This window comes from Serratia rubidaea (assembly GCF_016026735.1).
GTDB lineage: Bacteria > Pseudomonadota > Gammaproteobacteria > Enterobacterales > Enterobacteriaceae > Serratia_B > Serratia_B rubidaea.
In genome coordinates this window covers 4907706-4926974 of record NZ_CP065640.1, presented here as the reverse complement: position 1 = coordinate 4926974, position 19269 = coordinate 4907706, and the positions used below count along the sequence as shown (strand labels likewise).

Genomic DNA, 19269 nt, shown 5'->3' with positions numbered 1-19269 from the left:
ACGGAAATAACATCATGTCTGAGATTAAATTAGCCGTCAGCGACCTGCACAAACGCTATGGCGACCATGAGGTGCTGAAGGGCGTCTCGCTGGCGGCCAACGCCGGCGATGTGATCAGCATTATCGGCTCTTCCGGCTCCGGCAAGAGCACCTTTCTGCGCTGCATCAACTTTCTGGAACAGCCCTGCGCCGGCAGCATCAGTCTGAATAATGAAGATATCCGCATGGTGCGCGATAAAGCCGGCCAGCTGCAGGTGGCGGATAAAAAACAGCTGCAGCTGCTGCGCACCCGGCTGACGATGGTGTTCCAGCACTTTAACCTGTGGAGCCATATGACGGTGCTGGAAAACGTGATGGAGGCGCCGGTGCAGGTGCTGGGGCTGGGCAAACAGGAGGCCCGGCAGCGCGCGGAGCGCTATCTGGACAAGGTCGGCATCGACCAGCGGGCGCGCGCCAAATATCCGGCGCACCTGTCCGGCGGCCAGCAACAGCGCGTTTCCATCGCCCGCGCGCTGGCGATGGAGCCGGAAGTGCTGCTGTTTGACGAACCGACCTCGGCGCTGGATCCGGAGCTGGTGGGGGAAGTGCTGCGCATTATGCAGCAGCTGGCGGAAGAGGGAAAAACCATGGTGGTGGTGACGCACGAAATGGAGTTTGCCCGCCACGTTTCCAATCAGGTGATTTTCCTGCATCAGGGGCTGATTGAAGAACAGGGGCCGCCGGCGCAGCTGTTCGATAATCCGCAAAGCCCGCGTCTGCGGCAGTTTTTATCGGGGGCGCTGAAGTAATCCTGCGGCGCTAGGCCGGCGGGTGAATCACCGACGCCAGCGCCTGCTCCAAATCCACATAGCGGAAGCGGAAGCCCGCCTCTTCCAGCCGTTTGGGCACCGCGTGCTGGCCGCCGAGCACCAGCACCGCCGCTTCCCCCATCAGCAGCCGGATCGCCCAGGCCGGCATACGCAGCCAGGCCGGACGCCCCAGGGTTTTCGCCAGCAGGGCGGCGAACTGCTCATTATGCGCCGGGTAGGGGGCGACCATATTGAACGGGCCGCTCAGGGTGGGGGTGTCCAGCAGAAACAGAATGCCGCTGACCATGTCGTCCAGATGGATCCACGGCAGATACTGCCGGCCGCTGCCGATCGGGCCGCCCAGCCCGAGGCGAAAAGGCGGCAGCATCTTCGCCAGCGCGCCGCCGTGCGGGGCCAGCACCACGCCGGTGCGCAGCAGGCACACCCGCGTGCCGTTGCTTTGCGCCCGCAGCGCCAGCGCTTCCCAGCGCTGACAGAGTTGGTGGGTAAATTCGTCGTGCGGCGCTTCCTCTTCGGTCACCACCGCCTGATCCTGATCGCCGTAGTAACCGACCGCGGAGCCGGAAATCAGCACCGCCGGCGGCCGTTCGCTGACGTGGATCAGCGCCGCCAGCCGTTCGGTCAGATCCCAGCGGCTGTGGCACAGGCGCGCCTTCTGCGCTTTGCTCCAGCGTTTATCGGCGATCGGTTCGCCGGCCAGGTTGATGACCGCGTCAATGCCGTCGAGGGAGGGGCGGTCCTGCAGTGAGGACCAGTAGCTGACGCGCTCGCCAAACAGCGTGCGCGCATGCGCCACGTTGCGGGTCAGCACGGTTACCGTATGGGAAAGCGCCAGCAGCCGCTGCGTGAGACGGCGGCCGATAAGCCCGGTCGCACCGGTAATCAGGATATGCATGGCGGATATTCCCCCCCTTGCCTGGCGCCTTTAGCCTTCGCGGCGATAGCTCATGGTCATTGACACCGAATCGGCGTAGCGCAGGGCCAGTAGTTTATCGATCTCTACTTCAGCATAGGTCACCCACGGGTGCTGTTTCACGATATCGAGCACATCCTGGGTTAATTTTTCCAGCAGCGCGAAGCGGTTATCCTCGACGTGGCGGATGATGGCTTTGGTGATGGTGCGGTAGTTGAGCGCGTCGGCGATGTCTTCACTGTTGCGCGCCTGGTCGGCCGGGTAGTGGATGGCGACATTGATCAGCACGTCCTGCCGGTTATTGATCTCTTCTTCCTTGATCCCGATGAAAGTACGCAACCGCAGGTTTTTTATGCGGATGACGGCGTCGGGTTGGCTAAATGACATCAGCAGTTCTCCATGTAATCTGATTGTTTGCGCCCAGAATACACGGAAAGTAGGGAAATGATAACGCCGAGGGGGGAAACTCTGCCGGCCGCGGCGGCCGGCACAGGGCGGTTAGGCCGGTTCGGCCAGCTTGTAGGCGCGTTCGGTGGCCGGACGGTTGCTGATGCGTTCGAACCAGTTGCGCACCGCCGGGAAGTCGGCCAGGTCGATACGCTGGCGCGGATGAGAGACGACCCACGGGTAGGTGGCGATATCGGCGATGCTGTAGTTGTCGCCGCCAAGATACGGATGTTTTTGCAGTTCGGCTTCCAGCACGCCGTACAGGCGTTTGGTTTCCAAGTGGTAGCGTTCGATGGCGTAAGGCACCGGCTGCGGCGCGTAGTGGTTGAAGTGATGGTTCTGGCCGAGCATCGGCCCGAAACCGGCGACCTGCCAGAACAGCCACTGCAGGGTGGCGGCGCGTTCGCGCAGGCCTTTGCTCAACAGTTTGCCGGTTTTTTCCGCCAGGTACAGCAGGATTTCGCCGGACTCGAACAGGGCAATCGGCTCGCCGCCGTCTACCGGCTGCTGATCGACAATGGCGGGAATTTTATTGTTCGGAGAAATCGCCAGAAAGTCGGGTTTGAACTGTTCGCCGGCGCTGATATTGACCGAATGCAGGCGGTAAGGCAGCCCCACCTCTTCCAGAAACAGCGTGATCTTGTGACCGTTGGGAGTAGGGGCGTAATACAGGTCAATCATACTCTAATACTCCTTGTAAAACATCATGATAAGATGAAGCATGAACCAGTCGGCAGCATGTGAGCCATGAGATCATTCTTATACTGTTGCGCCGGTTTGTCCATTAAACCCGGCGCTGCGTCAGCGTCGAACGCAGACGGCCCGCACTCCAGCTTAGACCATCGCCGCCATTTTCGGAAATTGGCCGTCGCCGGCGGCGCGTGTTTTTTTAGCCGCCTGTTCTACGCTAAAATAGCGCCTGTTTCGCGAAGAGGAGAAAGGGTATGAAGCTGATGTTTGCCTCAGACCTGCACGGCTCGCTGCCGGCGACCACCCGGGTGCTGGAGCTGTTTGCACAAAACGGCGCCGACTGGCTGATCCTGCTGGGCGATTTACTGAATCACGGCCCGCGCAACGCGCTGCCGGACGGTTATCAGCCGGCGCAGGTTGCCGAACAATTGAATCGCTATGCGCACAAGATCATCGCCGTTCGGGGAAATTGCGACAGCGAAGTCGATCAGATGCTGCTGTCCTTCCCGATGGACGCGCCCTGGCAACAGGTGCTGTGGCAAAAAAGACGATTGTTTTTAACCCACGGTCACCTTTATCATCCCTCCGCACTGCCGCCGTTATCGGCCGGGGATGTTCTGGCCTATGGCCATACGCACCTGCCGCAGGCGCAGCGCTGCGGGGAGATTTACTGCTTTAATCCGGGGTCGGTCAGTCTGCCCAAGGGAGGCTTTCCGGCCAGCTACGGCATGCTGGAGGCGCAGACTTTGCGCGTGGTCACGCTGCACGGCGGCGAGGTTGTTGCAGAGGCGGCATTAACGCACTAATTTATACACACAATAAGAATCATTGAATACAGCTAATTGATCAACCAGCGCGCGATGACCCTCGCGCCAAAATAGAAGGTTTTATAGGATGGCGGAACAGGATCAGGCTGCAGCGACCGAGTGGGTTGATATCGTCAACGAGCAAAATGAAGTAATTGCTCAATCCAGTCGTCAACAGATGCGTGCGGAACGGCTACGTCATCGTGCGACCTATATTGTGGTGCATGATGGGATGGGGAAAATACTGGTTCAGCGTCGTACCGATACCAAGGATATTTATCCGGGTCGGCTGGACGCGACCGCCGGCGGCGTGGTGCAAAGCGGCGAGAACGTGCTGGACTCTGCGCGCCGCGAAGCGGAAGAAGAGCTGGGGATTGCCGGCGTGCCGTTTGCCGAGCACGGCCAGTTCTACTTTGAAGAGGAGCAGTGCCGCGTTTGGGGCGCGCTGTTCAGCTGCGTATCGCACGGGCCGTTTGCGCTGCAGGAAGAAGAAGTGGTCGAGGTGACCTGGCTGACGCCGGAAGAGATCACCGCGCGCTGCGACGACTTTACGCCGGATTCGCTGAAGGCGCTGTCGCTGTGGCTGACGCGCAACAACGAACAGGACTACGGCAAGCCGCTGGCGCGGGCGGACAAGCCGGAAGACGGCGCGGAAAACGCCTGATTCCCGCGAGTGCGAGTAAAAATAACGCCGGTCTTCTGACCGGCGTTGTCGTTTTCAGCAGCTGTCGCGGCGGCACAGCGTCGAGGGCAGCGAGCCTGCAGCGCACCACTCCCGGCCGTCCAGCCGCGCCAGCAGCGCCTGACCGGCCTGAATGCCGATCTCCCGGTGCGGCACCGTCATGGTGGTTAACGGCGGCTGGCAGACCCGGCTGACTTCGCTGTTGCCGAAGCCGACCACCGCCAGCTGTTCCGGCACTTTTACGTGGCGGCGCTGACACTCGTACAGCGCGCCGCAGGCCAGCTCGTCCGAGGCGCATACCAGCGCGTCCAGCTCCGGCCAGGCCAGCAAAAATTCCGGCAGCTGCTGGGCGCCGGTGGCGAAGCTGGCGGGCTGCGCGGCGTTGATCACCCGGTGCGGCGACATATGGCTGCGCAGCAGCGCCTGGTGCCAGCCCTGCAGGTGCTGGCGGAAAATCCACTGCTCCTGGTTGGCGCACAGCAGGCCGATATTCTGATAGCCGCCGGCGATTAGCGTGTGGGTCAGCTGGTACATGGCGGCGACATAATCGATGCCGATGGTGATATCGATCGGGTCATCGCGCAGGGCGCCGATCTCCACCACCGGAATATTGGCCGCCTGCAGCGCCTGGCGGGTGGTCGGCGAGTGTTCGACGCTGAGCAGCACCGCCGCCGCCAGATTGTAGGACAGCAGGGTGGTCAGCAGTTTCTCTTCACGCTCCGGATAGTGCTGGGATTCCGCCAGCATGATTTGATAGCCGGCCGGCTGCAGCACCTGCTGCAGGCCGGCGAACATCTCGGCGCAGCCGGACTCCGAAAAGCTCGGCACCACCATGGCGATGGTATAAGACGACGCTGAAGCCAGCGAACTGGCGGCCAGGTTGGGCAGGTAGCCAAGCTCATTGACCGCCGCCTCAATTTTCTCTCTCAGTTTGTCCGACACCTGTTCCGGCGTGCGTAACGCGCGCGACACCGTCATGGTGCCGACGCCTGCCAGCTGGGCGACCTCGGCCAGCGTAACCCTGCCGGTACTGCGGCGTTTCTTCCCGATCGACATGCGTAATCCTGACGAAAAATGCGCGTCATGCGCATAAGAGCCTGATGGGATAGGCTCCAAGTGAATGTGGCTGTAAGCAGCGCTGTCATTAACCCTTACTATCCCGCTATGGGATCCATTTTAACGCGTTCCTCTCACCAGCGATAAAAAACTGTGCGACAACGACGCCGGCGCATCATTTTTTTGATAGCGCTATCACAGAACCGGCGGATAACGTTTTGGTAGCGCTATCTTTGAGATCTTTATCACGGTGAGGCGCTAAAACGTTGATTAAAGTTTCTTCGTTGCCCGGGCCGGCGGGCGTCGATGGCGACGCGCGGGACCAACGGGCGGAAGGAGGCAACGTGCTGAAACAGTGGCTGAAGGCAGACCATATTCAAGTGTGCGAGCGGGCGGATGACTGGCAGCAGGCGGTGACGCTGAGCGCGCAGCCCCTGCTGCAGAGCGGGGCGATCAGCACCGACTACCTGACGGCGATTTTCCGGCAGTATCAGGCGCTGGGACCCTATTTTGTGCTGGCGCCCGGCATCGCTATGCCGCATGCGCGGCCGGAAGAGGGGGCCAGGGCGCTTGGACTGTCGCTGCTGAAGCTGCACCAGGGCGTGCGTTTTCATTCACAGGACAACGACCCGGTGCGGGTGGTGGTGATGCTGTCAGCGCCGGACGGCGAAAGCCATATTGAGCTGATTGCCCAGCTGGCGGAATTATTTGCCGATGAGCAGGCGATGAATGCGTTATTCAACGCCGACAGCGTTCAACAGATTGAGGATATTATCGACCGCTATTAATTCAATCTTTTATTTATATTCTTAATAGTAACTAGCGCAGAATAAACCCTGCGGCCTTACCCTACGCATAAAATCTGACAGGTGAAAATAATGAAGATTATGGCAATTTGCGGCTCCGGCCTCGGCAGCAGTTTTATGGTGGAAATGAATATTAAAAAGGTACTGAAGAAAATGGCCGTTGAGGCGGAGGTGGAGCACTCGGATCTTTCCTCCGCCACGCCGGGCGCCGCCGATATTTTTGTGATGGCGAAAGACATCGCCGACAGCGCCAGCGTACCGGCAGACCAGCTGGTGGTGATCAGCAATATCATTGATATTAACGAGCTGGAAAACAAACTGCGTGATTACTTTATTGCGCACTCCATTATCTAAGCAACGCAATTGGCGAGGTGGATATGTTTATCCAGGAAACGCTCAGATTTGTGGTTGATATATTAAAAGTCCCCGCGGTGCTGGTGGGGGTTATTGCGCTGATTGGTTTATTGGCGCAGAAAAAATCGTTTTCCGACGTGGTGAAAGGTACGGTAAAAACCATTCTCGGTTTTATTGTGCTGGGCGGCGGTGCGACCGTCCTGGTCAGTTCATTAAATCCGCTCGGGGGGATGTTTGAACACGCCTTTAATATTCAGGGCATCATTCCGAATAACGAAGCGATCGTGTCCATCGCGCTGGAAAAATACGGCGCCTCCACCGCGCTGATCATGGCGTTCGGCATGGTGGCGAATATTATCGTCGCCCGTTTTACCCGGCTGAAATACATTTTTCTTACCGGTCATCACACCTTCTATATGGCCTGCATGATCGGCATCATCCTGTCGGTCGCCGGTTTTGAGGGGATCCCGTTGGTGTTTACCGGCGCGCTGACGCTGGGGTTGGTGATGGCATTCTTCCCCGCCATTGCCCAACGCTATATGCGGCGGATTACCGGCAATGACGATATCGCCTTCGGTCACTTCGGCACCCTGGGCTACGTGCTGTCCGGCTGGATTGGCGGCCGCGTCGGTAAAAACTCGCGCTCCACCGAAGAGATGAACCTGCCGAAGAATCTCAGCTTCCTGCGCGACAGCTCGATCTCCATCTCGCTGACCATGATCGTCATCTACCTGATTATGGCGATCAGCGCCGGGCAGGCCTACGTGGAGAGCGCGCTGAGCGGCGGGCAGAACTACCTGGTGTACTCGATTATTCAGGCCATCACCTTCGCCGCCGGGGTGTTTATCATCCTGCAGGGCGTGCGCCTGATTCTGGCGGAAATCGTGCCGGCGTTTACCGGCTTTTCCGAAAAGCTGGTGCCGAATGCGCGTCCGGCGCTGGACTGTCCGGTGGTGTATCCCTACGCGCCTAACGCGGTGCTGATCGGCTTTCTGTTCAGCTTCCTGGGCGGGCTGGTGGGGCTGTTCCTGCTGGGGCAGCTCAAATTGGTGCTGATCCTGCCGGGCGTGGTGCCTCACTTCTTCACCGGTGCGACGGCCGGCGTTTTCGGCAACGCGACCGGCGGCCGCCGCGGCGCGATGCTGGGGGCGTTCGCCAACGGCGTGCTGATTACCTTCCTGCCGATGCTGCTGCTGCCGGTGCTCGGCGCGTTGGGCTTTGCCAATACCACTTTCTCCGACGCCGACTTTGGCGTGCTGGGCATCGTGTTGGGCAATATGGCGCGCTTTATGAATAAGGAAGCGATCATGGTGGCGGTGGTGGTGATTTTTGCACTGCTGGTGGCGCACAACCTGCTGGGGAAACGCAAAGGCGCGCCATCCGGCGACGGCGTGAAAAAATAGTGAGGGCCGTGTAATGACAACAATAGATATCAGGGAGTTGCGCCAGCTGGCGCAGGCGATCCGTCTGGAGACGCTGAAGGCGCTGACCGCGCTGGGTTTTGGCCACTATGGCGGCTGCATGTCGGTGGTGGAGACGCTGGCGGTGCTGTACGGCGAGGTGATGCGCATCGATCCCGGCGATCCGGACTGGCCGCAGCGCGACAATTTTGTGCTGTCGAAGGGGCATGCCGGCCCGGCGCTGTACAGCACGCTGGCGCTGAAAGGCTATTTTCCGCAGGCGGAGCTGCAGACGCTCAACCAGAACGGCACCCGTCTGCCCAGCCATCCGGACCGGCTGCGCACCCGCGGCGTGGATGCCACCACCGGTTCTCTGGGGCAGGGCGTATCCATCGCCGCCGGCATGGCGCTGTCGCACCGGCTGGCGCAGCGTGATAACCGGGTGTTCTGCATTCTGGGGGACGGTGAGCTGAATGAAGGCCAGTGCTGGGAGGCGTTTCAGTTTATCGCGCACCACAATCTGAACAACCTGACGCTGTTTATCGATTACAACAAACAGCAGCTGGACGGCCTGCTGGATGAGGTGATCAAACCCTTCGATCTGGCGGGCAAGTTCCGCGCCTTTGGCTTTGCCGTCGCAAGCGTGCAAGGGGATGATATTGCGGCGATCCGTGCGGCGGCCGCGCCGCGGCGCAGCGGTGAGCAGCGGCCGCTGGTGGTGATCCTCGACAGCGTTAAAGGCCAGGGGGTGCCTTATCTGGAGCAGATGGACAACTCGCACCATCTGCGGCTGACGCCGGAGGTGCGTCAGCATATTGAACAGGCGATTGCCGAACTGGAGGCGACTCATGTTTAACGACAGCGTGCAGTTGGAAAAAGATCCGATAGAAATGCGTCAGGTGTACGCCGGCATGGTGCGCAGCCAGATAGAGCAGGGCGCGCCGATTATCGCGCTGGAGGCGGACCTGATGAGCTCGATGGCGATGGATGGCGTACAGCGCGACCATCCGCGTCACGTGATTAACTGCGGCATTATGGAGGCGAACGTGATCGGCGTGGCGGCCGGGCTGTCGCTGACCGGGCGGGTGCCGTTCGTCCACACCTTCACCGCCTTCGCCAGCCGTCGCTGTTTCGACCAGCTGTTTATGGCGCTGGACTATCAGCGCAATAACGTCAAGGTGATCGCCTCGGACGCCGGAGTGACCGCCTGCCATAACGGCGGCACCCATATGTCGTTTGAGGATATGGGCATCGTGCGCGGACTGGCGCACTCGGTGGTGCTGGAGGTTACCGACGCCACCATGTTTGCCGATATTCTGCGCCAGCTGATGACGCTGGAGGGTTTTTACTGGGTACGCACCACGCGTAAACAGGCGACGCGTATCTACCAGGAAGGGGCGCAGTTCACCATCGGCAAGGGCAATGTGCTGCGTGACGGTACGGACATCACGCTGATCGCCAACGGCATTATGGTGGCCGAGGCGCTGCAGGCGGCGCAGATGCTGGCGCGGCAGGGGATCAGCGCGGCGGTGATTGACATGTTTACCCTGAAGCCGATCGACCGCGAGCTGATTACCCGCTATGCGGCGCAGACCGGGCGGATCGTCACCTGTGAAAACCACAGTATCCATAACGGGCTGGGTTCGGCGGTGGCGGAGGTGCTGGCGGAGCACTGTCCGACTCCGATGCGCCGGGTGGGCGTGCAGGAGCGCTACGGCCAGGTCGGAACACAGGCATTTCTGCAGCAGGAGTATGGCCTGACGGCGGAGCATATTCTGGCGGCGGCGCAGCAGCTGTTGTAAAACCGTGGCCGGCTTGCCGGCCTTAATGGCTATAAGGCCTACTAATTGGGGCTATAGGGCGATAATAAGCATCAGTAACTTCTATTTATCGCTTTATTTACCATCACGAGATAAGCCCTTAGTGGGGCTTTTCTCGTTTTTAATGATTATGGATAGTCAGCCAGATGGTAAAAGGGGATAATAAACAGCTGTTTTAATTAAAATAAATACAACAACTTACATTCAAAGAGTGAATAAATGTTGACAACAATGAGAGGTACATTCAGAAGATTAACTCTAGGTGAGATCACCCTGGCACGTTCTATATATAAAAATGCCATTAACTACAGCCTTGTTAAAGTCCACAATGCTGAATACTTCCCCTTTGGATTACAACATAAGGAAACAGCTGTTACACCTAATGGTGAACTCTATTGGCCTGCAAAGCATTTCAAAGAAGATTATTCTTTAGAAACAACGCGCTATCAGTGGTGGTTTATGCATGAAATGGCACATGTGTGGCAGTATCAAATGGGGATGAATGTACGACTTCGTGGTGTAATGAGTTGGTTGGTCTCTTATAAATATTCATTACCTGATTACAACTCATTAGCTGATTATGGTATGGAAGCGCAAGCTAGCATGATTGCGGACTATTTTATTCTTTCTCGTTATGGGAGAGAAAAATGGTTTGAAGTGAAATTAATGCAGGGCATTATTGGTCCCGATTTAAAAAGTCGTTATGAGCATGTGTTGAAAAGATTTTTGCGTGATCCGGCTGACAGGAAGAACCTAAAATGAAAAAAATTTATCCGCTGGTCATCGCCGTGTTACTCAGCGGTTGTATGTTTGAAAAGCAGCGTTTTTATACGGCAGAGGTCGCCTTACAGGGGAAGCATCTCTGTTTCTCTCTGCCGGCAGAGTACTTGGCGCCTGACGTCAAGGTTAACCTCGTTAGCATCGCCATCGACCAACGGCAGGGCAACCAAACGCGTGAGGTCTGGCGCAGAAGCACCATGCCGCCGCAGCCAGCGGAGTGGGTGACTGCCGGGCAATGTATTCCTTATTCCTTTAGCGCTTTTGAGAGCGATGTTCCCTATAGCGTGGTAATCAGCACCGTAGAAGGGCAGGACGCCGACAGCAAACGCATCTGGCAACGCAGCTTCTCGCTGAAGATCGTCGAGGGCAGCGTTGCGCAGGTTATCACCGGCGCGGAGCCTTGAATCAACCGGAACGTGGATAGCTGAAATGACAGGGGCCGGCATTGCCGGCCCCTGTATGCTGTCAGACGTCTGAATTACGCCTGGGCATCAGCCTGAGAAGACTGGATCGCCGTCAGAGCGACGGTGTAGACGATATCGTCGACCAGTGCGCCGCGCGACAGGTCGTTCACCGGCTTGCGCATGCCTTGCAGCATCGGCCCGATGGACACCAGATCGGCGGAGCGCTGCACCGCTTTGTAGGTGGTGTTACCGGTGTTCAGATCCGGGAAGATGAACACGGTGGCTTTACCGGCAACCGGCGAGTTCGGCGCTTTGGACTTCGCCACGTCGGCCATGATGGCGGCGTCGTACTGCAGCGGACCGTCGATGATCAGGTCCGGGCGTTTTTCCTGCGCCAGACGGGTCGCTTCGCGGACTTTTTCCACGTCGCTGCCGGCGCCGGAGTTACCGGTGGAGTAGGAGATCATCGCCACGCGCGGCTCGATGCCGAACGCGGTGGCGGAATCCGCCGACTGGATGGCGATTTCGGACAGCTGTTCGGCGGTCGGATCCGGGTTGATGGCGCAGTCGCCATAGACCAGCACCTGATCCGGCAGCAGCATAAAGAACACGGAAGAAACCAGCGAACTGCCCGGCGCCGTTTTGATCAGCTGCAGCGGCGGACGGATGGTGTTGGCGGTGGTGTGCACGGCGCCGGAAACCAGGCCGTCGACCTCGCCTTTTTCCAGCATCAGCGTGCCGAGCACCACGTTGTCTTCCAACTGCTCGCGCGCCACTACTTCGGTCATGCCTTTGTTTTTACGCAGTTCGACCAGGCGCGGCACGTAGTTTTCACGCACCTGCTCCGGATCGACGATCTCGATGCCTTTACCCAGTTCTACGCCCTGCGCTGCGGCAACGCGCTGGATTTCATCCGGGTTGCCGAGCAGTACGCATTCGGCAATGCCGCGTTCGGCGCAGATGGCCGCCGCTTTCACGGTGCGCGGCTCGTCGCCTTCCGGCAGTACGATACGCTTGCCGGCTTTACGCGCCAGTTCGGTCAGCTCGTAGCGGAACGCCGGCGGCGACAGGCGGCGCGAACGTTCGGAGGTGGCGGTCAGCGATTCGATCCACTCGGCGCTGATATGGCTGGCGACATAGTTCTGCACTTTTTCGATGCGCTGATGGTCGTCGGTCGGCACTTCGAGGTTGAAGCTCTGCAGGCTCAGCGAGGTCTGCCAGGTGTTGGTGTCCACCATAAACACCGGCAGGCCGGTGGCGAAGGCGCGTTCGCACAGCTTTTTGATCGGCTCGTCGATTTCATAGCCGCCGGTCAGCAGCAGCGCGCCGATTTCCACGCCGTTCATCGCCGCCAGACAGGCGGAAACCAGCACGTCCGGACGGTCGGCGGAGGTCACCAGCAGCGAGCCGGGACGGAAGTGCTCCAGCATATGCGGAATGCTGCGCGCGCAGAAGGTCACGGACTTCACGCGGCGGGTCATGATATCGCCTTCGTTGATCACGCGCGCCTTCAGGTGGCGAGCCATGTCGATGGCGCGGGTGGCGATCAGATCGAAGCTCCACGGCACGCAGCCGAGCACCGGCAGCGGGCTGTTGGCGAACAGCTGCTTCGGATCGACATTGGCGACGCTGGCCTTGGTGGAATCGTCGAAGATTTCCGACAGGTCAGGGCGGGTGCGGCCCTGATCGTCAACCGGCGCGTTCAGCTTGTTGATGATCACGCCGGTGATGTTTTTGTTTTTGCTGCCGCCGAAGCTGGTGCGCGCCAGTTCGATGCGCTCTTTCAGCTGCGCCGGCGAATCGTTGCCCAGCGCCAGTACAAAGACGATTTCGGCATTGAGGGTTTTGGCGATTTCATAGTTCAGCGCGTTGGCGAACTGATGCTTGCGGGTCGGCACCAGGCCTTCGATCAGCACCACTTCCGCGTCTTTGGTGTTTTCGTGGTAGCGCGCGACAACCTCTTCCATCAGCACGTCTTGCTGGTTGGAGCTGAGCAGGCTTTCTACATAGCTCATGCGCAGCGGCTCGGCGGCCGGAATGGTGGAGTTGCTGCGGATGATGGTGGTGGTCTGGTCGAGGGTATCGTCGCCGGCGCGCGGTTGGGCGATAGGTTTAAATACGCTGAGGCGAACGCCTTGCTGCTCCATGGAGCGGATGACACCCAGGCTGACGCTGCTCAAACCGACGCTGGTGCCAGTGGGGATCAACATGATTGTACGTGACACAGAATAGTCCTCTTCACGATGGATATGCGGTAGTCGCCTGATCGTGCACTGCGGCCGGGCGGCAAAGCGGTGCGACCAACGGGGCCGTCTGCGGCGGCGATAAGGCTTAAAAGCAACACCGCCAGCCGGAGCTGGCGGTGCCTGATAGATTACGCCGTTAGGCGGGCTGCGTCTTGCGCGATAACCAACTCTTCGTTGGTTGGGATCACCAGCGCCAGGCGGCTGCCGTCTTTGGTGATGGCGCCGGCTTTGCCGAAGCGGGCGGCCAGGTTGCGTTCATGGTCGACTTCGAAGCCGAGCAGGCCCAGCTTGTTCAGGGTCATTTCACGCACCATGCCGGCGTTTTCACCGATGCCGCCGGTGAAGATCACCGCGTCCAGACGGCCGTCCATCAGCGCGCCGTAGGCGCCGATATATTTCGCCAGGCGGTGACAGAAGACGTCCATCGCGCGCTTGGCGTCCTCTTTGGTGGCGTAGTTGTCTTCCACATAGCGGCAGTCGCTGGTGACTTCGGTCAGGCCCAGCAGGCCGGACTCTTTGGTCAGCAGCTTGTTGATCTGATCGACGCTCATGCCCAGCGCGTCATGCAGGTGGAAGATGATGGCCGGATCGATGTCGCCGCTGCGGGTGCCCATCACCAGACCTTCCAGCGGGGTCAGGCCCATGGAGGTATCGACGCACTTGCCGTTGCGCACCGCAGTGACGGAGCCGCCGTTGCCCAGGTGGCAGGTGATGACGTTAAGCTCTTCCACCGGTTTGTTCAGCATTTTGGCCGCTTCCTGGGTGACGAAGAAGTGGCTGGTGCCGTGCGCGCCGTAGCGGCGTACGCCGTGGTCGCGGTACAGGCTGTACGGCAGGGCGTACAGATAGGATTCTTCAGGCATGGTCTGATGGAACGCGGTGTCGAACACGGCGACGTTCTTATCAGCCAGAGCCGGGAAGGACTTCAGCGCTTCAGCGATGCCGATCAGGTGCGCCGGGTTGTGCAAAGGTGCAAACGGCACGGAATCTTTGATACCCTGCAGAACTTCATCGTTGATCAGTGCGGAAGCGGTGAACTTCTCGCCGCCGTGTACGATACGGTGACCGATGGCGGTCAGCTGGGCGGAGAGTTCAGGTTTTTGTGCCAGGATGGTGTTAACAATAAAATTCAGCGCTTCGCTGTGGGCTGCACCGGCACCGAGTGCCGCTTCTTGTTTACCGCCGTCCATTTTCCACTTGATGCGCGCCTCAGGGAGGTGGAAGCATTCAGCCAAGCCGGAAAGGTGTTCTTCACCGTTGATAGCGTCAATGATCGCGAATTTCAGGGAAGAACTGCCGCAGTTAAGAACCAGTACTAGCTTACTCGACATGGAAGTACCTACTTATAGTTCGTGTTGTTAAAAGAAAATCAAAAAACACGTTAGTGAATTAATCGTCAATCAGACAACAAGCGTAGCGCATAATGCCGTTGACATTTATGATTAACATCATGTGAAGCACAGAAAACACATGATGGTGAAAAAACCGGGTATTTCTCCGCGGCTTAAGTAATCTTGCTAGTTATAGGGCTGAAAATTGACAAAATTTGACAAACTTGTCGCTATCTTCTAGCCGGCCAAAAAGGCCGGAGTAGGATACCGATAGCCCGCGGTAAACACAAAATAAATTTAAAGCTTCAAATTTTTTAGTAGTGTGGTTGGCGCCACCCCTTTTTTTCTGCGACGTTGAGGTATGCGATGACGAGCAAACCGTCCGGTTCCGTAAGTTGGTTTCAGGTATTCCAGCGCGGACAGCACTATATGAAAACCTGGCCGTCGGACAAGCGTCTGGCCCCGGTCTTTCCGGAGAATCGCGTTGCGCGCGCCACCCGTTTCGCCATTCGTTTTATGCCGCCGCTGGCGGTGTTCACCCTGACCTGGCAGATTGCGCTGGGCGGCCAGCTCGGCCCGGCGATCGCCACCGCGCTGTTCGCCTGCAGCCTGCCGATGCAGGGGCTGTGGTGGCTGGGCCGCCGTTCGCTGACGCCGCTGCCGCCGGGGCTGCTCGGCTGGTTCCACGAGGTGCGCGACAAGCTGGCGCAGGCCGGCCAGGCGCTGGCGCCGGTTGAGGGTACGCCGACCTATCAGTCGCTGGCGGACCTGCTCAAGCGCGCGTTCAAGCAGTTGGACAAGACCTTCCTGGACGATCTCTGAGTTCCTTCGCCGCCGGACCGCTGCGTCCGGCGACGCCAAACTTGGCGCAAATCAAAGAAGCGGCGGGTTGTGATTCCATGCCCCAAATCAGTATGCGATGCTCACGCCAATTTGCAGAACTGAGGACCCTAAACATGGAAATGACCCACGCCCAACGCCTGATCCTGTCGAATCAGTATAAGATGATGACGCTGCTCGATCCGGACAACGCCGAACGCTACCGCCGCCTGCAAACCGTGGTGGAGCGCGGTTTCGGCCTGCAGCTGCGCGAGCTGGATCGCGATTTCGACGAGATGAGCGAAGAGGTTTGCCGCACCATCATCAATATTATGGAAATGCACCATGCGCTGCAGGTGTCCTGGGAGAATCTCAAGGATCGCCAGGGGCTGGAGCCGCGCCGTCTGGCGTTTCTTGGCTTTGATGCGGCGACCGAGGCGCGCTATCTGAGCTATGTGCGTTTCCTGGTCAATACCGAGGGACGCTATACTCAGTTCGACGCCGGCAGCCACGGCTTTAACGCCCAGACCAAAATGTGGGATAAATATCAGCGTATGCTGGCGCTGTGGCTGTCTTGTCCGCGTCAGTATCATTTGAGCGCCGTCGAGATTGCGCAAATTATTAATGCATGATTAAAAAGAGGTTTCCTGTGGAGTGTAAAGGCTTTCTGTTCGACCTGGATGGTACATTGGTAGATTCACTGCCCGTTGTGGAGCGCGCCTGGACCCAGTGGGCCAACCGGCACGGCGTCGATCCGCAGGCGGTGCTGGATTTTATTCACGGTAAACAGGCCATTACCTCTCTGCGCCACTTTATGCCGGGCGCCAGCGAAGCCGATATTCAGCATGAACACGATCTGCTGGAACAGGTGGAAGCGCAGGATACCGACGGCGTACGCGCTCTGCCGGGGGCGGCGGCGCTGCTGGAGCGGCTGAACACGCTGGGCATTCCCTGGGCGATCGTCACCTCCGGTTCGGTGCCGGTTGCCAGCGCGCGCCGCCAGGCGGCGGGGCTGCCGCTGCCGGCGGTGTTTGTCACCGCCGAACAGGTTGAGCGCGGCAAACCGCAGCCGGACGCCTACCTGCTGGGGGCGGAGCGCCTGGGGCTGGCGCCGCAGGCGTGCGTGGTGGTTGAGGATGCAGCGGCGGGCATCGCTTCCGGCCTGGCCGCCGGCTGCCAGGTGATCGCGGTCAATGCGCCTGCCGATGCGCCGCAGCTGGAGCAGGTCGATCTGCGCCTTTCCTCCCTTGAACAACTGCAGGTTGACGGCGATGCGCACGGCGCGCGCATCACGCTGCGCGACTGATCGCCGCTATTCGCCGGCAAATTGATTAGACCCCGCATACGCGGGGTTTTTTTGTGCTAATTTTTAAGGCCTTGGAACCTGGCGGATGGACGAGGCCGATGTGAACAGCGAATTACTGTGGGTGTTGTGTTTATTGCTGGTGGCGATTGTGCTGTTTACCACCAACAAACTGCGCATGGATGTGGTCGCCTTATTGGTGATTATCGCCTTTGTGTTAAGCGGAACGCTAACCTTGCAGGAGGCGACGGTCGGCTTTAGCGACCCGAACGTGATTTTGATCGCCGCGCTGTTCGTGATCGGCGAAGGATTGGTGCGCACCGGCGTGGCCTATCAGGTCGGCGACTGGTTGGTGAAGGTGGCCGGCAGCAGCGAAACCAAAATGCTGGTGCTGCTGATGGTGACGGTGGCCGGGCTGGGGGCGTTTATGAGCTCGACCGGCGTGGTGGCGATTTTTATTCCGGTGGTGCTCAGCGTGGCGGCGCGGATGAAAACCGCGCCGGGGCGGCTGATGATGCCGCTGAGCTTCGCCGGCCTGATCAGCGGCATGATGACGCTGGTGGCGACGCCGCCCAATATGGTGGTGAACAGCGAGCTGGTGCGCGAGGGCATCCGCGGCTTCGGCTTCTTCGGCGTCACGCCGATCGGCATGCTGGTGCTGGTGCTCGGCGTGGGCTATATGCTGCTGGCGCGGCGCTGGCTGGGCGGCGCCTCGCCGGACAGCCGCAAAGAGAGCTGGCAGCGCCGCACCTTCCGCGATCTGATCCGCGATTACAAACTGACCGGCCGCGCGCGCCGCCTGGCGCTGCGCCGCGGCTCCCCGCTGGTGGGGCGTTCGCTGGATGAGCTGCATCTGCGGGCGCGCTACGGCGCCAACGTGGTGGGCATTGAGCGCTGGAAGCGCTTTCGGCGGGTGATGGTCAGCGCCTCCGGCAGTACCGAGCTGCGCGAGCGCGACGTGCTGCTGATCGATATGTCGGCCAGCGACGTTGACCTGCGCGAATTCTGCGGCGAACAGCAGCTGGAGCCGATGGTGCTGCGCGGCGACTATTTCTCTGAGCAGTCGCGCAACGTCGGCATGGCGGAGGTGTCGCTGATCCCCGATTCGGCGCTGCTGGGCAAAAGTCTGCGGGATAGCGGCTTCCGCAGCCGTTACGATCTCAACGTGGTCGGCATTCGCCGCAACGGCGAGACGCTGGCGGGCAAGCTGGTGGATGAACCGCTGGCGCTGGGAGATATGCTGCTGGTGATCGGCGACTGGAAGGCGATTCGCCAGCTGCAGAGCAAAACCCACGACTTTATCGTGCTCAACCTGCCGGCGGAGGTGGACGAAGTGGCGCCGGCGATGACGCAGGCGCCGCACGCGCTGTTTTGTCTGGCGCTGATGGTGGCGATGATGCTGACCGACGAGGTGCCGAACCCGATTGCGGCGCTGATCGCCTGTCTGCTGATGGGCAAATTCCGCTGTATCGATATGGAGAGCGCCTATAAGTCGATTCACTGGCCGAGCATTATTCTGATCGTCGGCATGATGCCGTTTGCGCAGGCGCTGCAGAAAACCGGCGGGGTGGGCCTGATCGTGCAGGGGCTGATGGACGTGGCCGGCGATATGGGGCCGCGCGTGATGCTGCTCTGCCTGTTCGTCCTGTGCGCGACGATCGGCCTGTTTATCTCCAATACCGCCACGGCGGTGCTGATGGCGCCGATCGCCATCGCGGCGGCGCGGGAAATGGCGGTGTCGCCTTATCCGTTCGCCATGATTATCGCGATAGCCGCTTCCGCGGCCTTTATGACGCCGGTCTCGTCGCCGGTAAATACGCTGGTGCTGGGGCCGGGGAATTACACCTTCGGTGATTTTGTCCGTCTTGGCGTGCCGTTCACCGTGCTGGTGATGCTGGTCAGCGTTGCGGTGGTGCCGTGGCTGTTCCCGTTCTGAACCCCGTCAGACAACAGGGCGCGGACGTCGCGCCCTGAAGGGGGATTACAGTTCGGCGTCCAGGCTGATCTCGTCCAGCGACAGGCTGAAGCTGGGGATAAACACCGTCATGAAGTACTCCATTTCCGGGCTGTTGCGCAGCTGCAGGGTTTTCTCCAGCCGCGCCTTGGCCAGCGTGAACTCCTGGTTGCCCGCCGACAGTTCTTCCAGGCACTTCAGATAGGCGCACAGGGCGTCGGCCTGCTTGACCACCAACTTTTCATCCTCGCTGTAGCAATGCTCGTCGAGAATGCTGCGAAAGTCATTGCGCAGCTCTTCCGGGATCATCGCCAGTAATTTCTGCTGCGCCACTTTTTCGATCTTTTTATATTCATGGGCAATCTGCGGGTTGTAATACTTGATCGGCGTCGGCATATCGCCGGTGATCACTTCGCTGGCGTCGTGATACATCGCCAGCAGCGCCACGCGCTCGGCGTTCAGGTTGCCGTTGAACTTGCGGTTTTTAATCACCGCCAGCGCGTGGGCGACAAACGCCACCTGCAGGCTGTGTTCGGAGACGTTTTCGGTGCGCACGTTGCGCATCAGCGGCCAGCGGTTGATCAGTTTCAGGCGGGACAGGTGGGCAAAGAAATGGCTCTGGCTCATGGGTTTTCTCTACGGCAGCAAA

General features: G+C 59.5%; 21 protein-coding genes. 14 read left to right on the top strand and 7 right to left on the bottom strand.

The window, feature by feature from the left end; translation table 11 throughout:
• Nucleotides 1-14: 14 nt before the first annotated feature.
• The gene (gene hisP, locus I6G83_RS23160; RefSeq protein ID WP_015673181.1) at nucleotides 15-788 is read left to right on the top strand and encodes a histidine ABC transporter ATP-binding protein HisP; all 774 of its coding nucleotides are present in this window, start codon (nucleotides 15-17) and stop codon (nucleotides 786-788) included.
• 10 nt (nucleotides 789-798) lie between these two features.
• Here the strand turns inward: hisP and I6G83_RS23155 are convergent, their stop codons facing one another.
• From I6G83_RS23155 to yfcG, 3 genes are all read right to left on the bottom strand, one after another.
• On the bottom strand, nucleotides 799-1704 hold the full coding sequence (locus tag I6G83_RS23155; RefSeq protein ID WP_054305587.1) for a TIGR01777 family oxidoreductase: 906 nt from the start codon (nucleotides 1702-1704) through the stop codon (nucleotides 799-801).
• Nucleotides 1705-1734: 30 nt separating this feature from the next.
• Nucleotides 1735-2109 (bottom strand): dihydroneopterin triphosphate 2'-epimerase, encoded by a 375-nt coding sequence (gene folX / locus I6G83_RS23150; protein ID WP_015673179.1) that lies wholly within the window; start codon nucleotides 2107-2109, stop codon nucleotides 1735-1737.
• A gap of 111 nt (nucleotides 2110-2220) precedes the next feature.
• Nucleotides 2221-2850, bottom strand: a complete 630-nt coding sequence (gene yfcG, locus I6G83_RS23145; protein WP_015673178.1) for a GSH-dependent disulfide bond oxidoreductase — start codon at nucleotides 2848-2850, stop codon at nucleotides 2221-2223.
• Between the two features lie 263 nt (nucleotides 2851-3113).
• Between yfcG and yfcE the strand changes: the two genes are divergently transcribed.
• Both yfcE and yfcD read left to right on the top strand, forming a co-directional pair.
• Nucleotides 3114-3665, top strand: coding sequence for a phosphodiesterase (yfcE, locus tag I6G83_RS23140; protein ID WP_054305588.1), 552 nt, complete (start codon nucleotides 3114-3116; stop codon nucleotides 3663-3665).
• A gap of 88 nt (nucleotides 3666-3753) precedes the next feature.
• Nucleotides 3754-4329, top strand: a complete 576-nt coding sequence (gene yfcD, locus I6G83_RS23135) for an NUDIX hydrolase YfcD (protein ID WP_054305589.1) — start codon at nucleotides 3754-3756, stop codon at nucleotides 4327-4329.
• Between the two features lie 54 nt (nucleotides 4330-4383).
• Here the strand turns inward: yfcD and I6G83_RS23130 are convergent, their stop codons facing one another.
• Nucleotides 4384-5403, bottom strand: a complete 1020-nt coding sequence (locus I6G83_RS23130; RefSeq protein WP_015673175.1) for a LacI family DNA-binding transcriptional regulator — start codon at nucleotides 5401-5403, stop codon at nucleotides 4384-4386.
• A gap of 344 nt (nucleotides 5404-5747) precedes the next feature.
• Between I6G83_RS23130 and I6G83_RS23125 the strand changes: the two genes are divergently transcribed.
• From I6G83_RS23125 to I6G83_RS23095, 7 genes are all read left to right on the top strand, one after another.
• Nucleotides 5748-6191, top strand: coding sequence for a PTS sugar transporter subunit IIA (locus I6G83_RS23125; RefSeq protein WP_054305599.1), 444 nt, complete (start codon nucleotides 5748-5750; stop codon nucleotides 6189-6191).
• Nucleotides 6192-6281: 90 nt separating this feature from the next.
• Nucleotides 6282-6563, top strand: a complete 282-nt coding sequence (locus I6G83_RS23120; RefSeq protein ID WP_015673173.1) for a PTS sugar transporter subunit IIB — start codon at nucleotides 6282-6284, stop codon at nucleotides 6561-6563.
• 23 nt (nucleotides 6564-6586) lie between these two features.
• Nucleotides 6587-7966 carry a PTS ascorbate transporter subunit IIC gene (locus tag I6G83_RS23115; RefSeq protein ID WP_054305600.1) on the top strand — a complete coding sequence of 460 codons (1380 nt, stop codon included), beginning with the start codon at nucleotides 6587-6589 and terminating at the stop codon, nucleotides 7964-7966.
• Between the two features lie 13 nt (nucleotides 7967-7979).
• Nucleotides 7980-8819, top strand: a complete 840-nt coding sequence (locus tag I6G83_RS23110; protein ID WP_054305590.1) for a transketolase — start codon at nucleotides 7980-7982, stop codon at nucleotides 8817-8819.
• Complete coding sequence (locus tag I6G83_RS23105) at nucleotides 8812-9765, top strand: transketolase family protein (RefSeq protein WP_054305591.1); 954 nt, start codon at nucleotides 8812-8814, stop codon at nucleotides 9763-9765. The genes I6G83_RS23110 and I6G83_RS23105 overlap by 8 nt, the downstream gene beginning before the upstream one ends.
• Before the next feature lie 237 nt (nucleotides 9766-10002).
• A complete protein-coding gene (locus I6G83_RS23100) occupies nucleotides 10003-10545 on the top strand; it encodes a hypothetical protein (RefSeq protein ID WP_072186093.1) in 543 nt (180 codons plus the stop codon).
• Nucleotides 10542-10967 carry a putative T6SS immunity periplasmic lipoprotein gene (locus tag I6G83_RS23095; protein WP_054305592.1) on the top strand — a complete coding sequence of 142 codons (426 nt, stop codon included), beginning with the start codon at nucleotides 10542-10544 and terminating at the stop codon, nucleotides 10965-10967. The genes I6G83_RS23100 and I6G83_RS23095 overlap by 4 nt, the downstream gene beginning before the upstream one ends.
• A 74-nt stretch (nucleotides 10968-11041) precedes the next feature.
• Here the strand turns inward: I6G83_RS23095 and pta are convergent, their stop codons facing one another.
• Together pta and ackA are read right to left on the bottom strand one after the other, a co-directional pair.
• Entirely contained in the window at nucleotides 11042-13177 is a 2136-nt protein-coding gene (gene pta, locus I6G83_RS23090; protein WP_197733922.1) for a phosphate acetyltransferase, read from the bottom strand.
• 164 nt (nucleotides 13178-13341) lie between these two features.
• The gene (gene ackA, locus I6G83_RS23085; RefSeq protein WP_015673167.1) at nucleotides 13342-14544 is read right to left on the bottom strand and encodes an acetate kinase; all 1203 of its coding nucleotides are present in this window, start codon (nucleotides 14542-14544) and stop codon (nucleotides 13342-13344) included.
• A 366-nt stretch (nucleotides 14545-14910) separates the two neighbouring features.
• Here ackA and yfbV point away from each other — a divergent pair, with 366 nt between their 5' ends.
• The 4 genes from yfbV to I6G83_RS23065 all read left to right on the top strand — a co-directional run bounded on the left by yfbV (nucleotide 14911) and on the right by I6G83_RS23065 (nucleotide 18602).
• Nucleotides 14911-15366: a terminus macrodomain insulation protein YfbV gene (gene yfbV, locus I6G83_RS23080; RefSeq protein ID WP_015673166.1), complete on the top strand. Its 456-nt coding sequence runs from the start codon at nucleotides 14911-14913 to the stop codon at nucleotides 15364-15366.
• Nucleotides 15367-15500: 134 nt separating this feature from the next.
• Nucleotides 15501-15995: a YfbU family protein gene (locus I6G83_RS23075; RefSeq protein WP_015673165.1), complete on the top strand. Its 495-nt coding sequence runs from the start codon at nucleotides 15501-15503 to the stop codon at nucleotides 15993-15995.
• A 17-nt stretch (nucleotides 15996-16012) separates the two neighbouring features.
• Nucleotides 16013-16669, top strand: a complete 657-nt coding sequence (locus tag I6G83_RS23070; protein ID WP_054305594.1) for a sugar phosphatase — start codon at nucleotides 16013-16015, stop codon at nucleotides 16667-16669.
• A gap of 100 nt (nucleotides 16670-16769) precedes the next feature.
• Nucleotides 16770-18602 (top strand): SLC13 family permease, encoded by a 1833-nt coding sequence (locus I6G83_RS23065; protein ID WP_054305601.1) that lies wholly within the window; start codon nucleotides 16770-16772, stop codon nucleotides 18600-18602.
• Nucleotides 18603-18647: 45 nt separating this feature from the next.
• Here the strand turns inward: I6G83_RS23065 and yfbR are convergent, their stop codons facing one another.
• Nucleotides 18648-19247, bottom strand: coding sequence for a 5'-deoxynucleotidase (gene yfbR / locus I6G83_RS23060; RefSeq protein WP_015673162.1), 600 nt, complete (start codon nucleotides 19245-19247; stop codon nucleotides 18648-18650).
• Nucleotides 19248-19269 lie beyond the last annotated feature (22 nt).

Excerpts from the sequence above, each read along its gene's own strand:
- I6G83_RS23110 (WP_054305590.1), top strand. The coding sequence starts at position 7,980 with ATGACAACAATAGATATCAGGGAGTTGCGCCAGCTGGCGCAGGCGATC.
- yfbR (WP_015673162.1), bottom strand. The coding sequence starts at position 19,247 with ATGAGCCAGAGCCATTTCTTTGCCCACCTGTCCCGCCTGAAACTGATC.
- ackA (WP_015673167.1), bottom strand. The coding sequence starts at position 14,544 with ATGTCGAGTAAGCTAGTACTGGTTCTTAACTGCGGCAGTTCTTCCCTG.
- hisP (WP_015673181.1), top strand. The coding sequence starts at position 15 with ATGTCTGAGATTAAATTAGCCGTCAGCGACCTGCACAAACGCTATGGC.
- yfcD (WP_054305589.1), top strand. The coding sequence starts at position 3,754 with ATGGCGGAACAGGATCAGGCTGCAGCGACCGAGTGGGTTGATATCGTC.
- I6G83_RS23130 (WP_015673175.1), bottom strand. The coding sequence starts at position 5,403 with ATGTCGATCGGGAAGAAACGCCGCAGTACCGGCAGGGTTACGCTGGCC.
- yfcE (WP_054305588.1), top strand. The coding sequence starts at position 3,114 with ATGAAGCTGATGTTTGCCTCAGACCTGCACGGCTCGCTGCCGGCGACC.
- folX (WP_015673179.1), bottom strand. The coding sequence starts at position 2,109 with ATGTCATTTAGCCAACCCGACGCCGTCATCCGCATAAAAAACCTGCGG.
- I6G83_RS23155 (WP_054305587.1), bottom strand. The coding sequence starts at position 1,704 with ATGCATATCCTGATTACCGGTGCGACCGGGCTTATCGGCCGCCGTCTC.
- I6G83_RS23115 (WP_054305600.1), top strand. The coding sequence starts at position 6,587 with ATGTTTATCCAGGAAACGCTCAGATTTGTGGTTGATATATTAAAAGTC.
- I6G83_RS23100 (WP_072186093.1), top strand. The coding sequence starts at position 10,003 with ATGTTGACAACAATGAGAGGTACATTCAGAAGATTAACTCTAGGTGAG.
- I6G83_RS23105 (WP_054305591.1), top strand. The coding sequence starts at position 8,812 with ATGTTTAACGACAGCGTGCAGTTGGAAAAAGATCCGATAGAAATGCGT.
- pta (WP_197733922.1), bottom strand. The coding sequence starts at position 13,177 with ATGTTGATCCCCACTGGCACCAGCGTCGGTTTGAGCAGCGTCAGCCTG.
- yfbV (WP_015673166.1), top strand. The coding sequence starts at position 14,911 with ATGACGAGCAAACCGTCCGGTTCCGTAAGTTGGTTTCAGGTATTCCAG.
- yfcG (WP_015673178.1), bottom strand. The coding sequence starts at position 2,850 with ATGATTGACCTGTATTACGCCCCTACTCCCAACGGTCACAAGATCACG.
- I6G83_RS23075 (WP_015673165.1), top strand. The coding sequence starts at position 15,501 with ATGGAAATGACCCACGCCCAACGCCTGATCCTGTCGAATCAGTATAAG.
- I6G83_RS23095 (WP_054305592.1), top strand. The coding sequence starts at position 10,542 with ATGAAAAAAATTTATCCGCTGGTCATCGCCGTGTTACTCAGCGGTTGT.
- I6G83_RS23120 (WP_015673173.1), top strand. The coding sequence starts at position 6,282 with ATGAAGATTATGGCAATTTGCGGCTCCGGCCTCGGCAGCAGTTTTATG.